The 759-nt window shown below is 58.5% G+C and carries 1 protein-coding gene; it reads left to right on the top strand.

From position 1 onward, the window contains the following. Positions 1–159: 159 nt before the first annotated feature. On the top strand, positions 160–618 hold the full coding sequence (gene tnpA / locus DXC99_RS10220) for an IS200/IS605 family transposase (protein ID WP_117630087.1): 459 nt from the start codon (positions 160–162) through the stop codon (positions 616–618). The last annotated feature ends 141 nt before the right edge of the window (positions 619–759 follow it).

The following is a 759-nucleotide window of genomic DNA, read 5'->3' as shown; positions in this document are numbered from 1 at the left end:
TTTTCTTGCGTTCAAGACTTTAGTCTGCTGGCCGCGCAGCGGCCAGCTTTAAACCACCCGCTACGCGGGTGGAGACAAACGGCTTTACAAAGCCACCCCTCCGACCGATATTGACGATTGTTCAGGCCGTCAAGAATTCGAGTCGAAGGGGTGGTCGCCATGGCCCAGAAGGCCTACAGCCTTTCCCACACGAAGTGGATGTGCAAGTACCACATCGTGTTCACGCCGAAGTATAGGCGCAAAGTGATCTACAACCAAATCAGGAGCGACATAGGGGAGATCCTCAGGAAGCTGTGCGAGTACAAGGGGATCGAGATAATCGAGGGGCACCTGATGCCCGACCACGTGCACGTGCTGCTGGCGATCCCGCCGAAGTACAGCGTCGCGAGCGTCATGGGCTACCTGAAGGGGAAGAGCTCGCTGATGATATTCGACAGGCACGCCAGCCTCAAGTACAAGTTCGGCAACAGGAAGTTCTGGGCGGAGGGCTACTACGTGTCCACCGTCGGCCTGAACGAGGCGACGATCGCCAAGTACATCAGGGAGCAGGAGTCCCACGACATCGCACTGGACAAGCTGAGCGTGAAGGAGTACGAGGACCCCTTCAAGAGGGGGTGATGCCGCCGGTTCGACCGGCGCGCCACGGGTCAAGATGCACTAGGCCTGGACGAAGTCCGGGCCCGCGCCTTTAGACGCGAGCCCGGGGCCCGTGGGTTATACCCTAAGAGCAAACCACCCTTTTTAAGGGTGGTTCTGATT

Origin of the sequence: Collinsella sp. TF10-11AT, from assembly GCF_003437565.1 — a bacterium.
Taxonomy (GTDB): Bacteria; Actinomycetota; Coriobacteriia; order Coriobacteriales; family Coriobacteriaceae; genus Collinsella.
This window is presented reverse-complemented; position numbering and strand designations above follow the sequence as displayed.

Excerpts from the sequence above, each read along its gene's own strand:
- tnpA (WP_117630087.1), top strand. The coding sequence starts at position 160 with ATGGCCCAGAAGGCCTACAGCCTTTCCCACACGAAGTGGATGTGCAAG.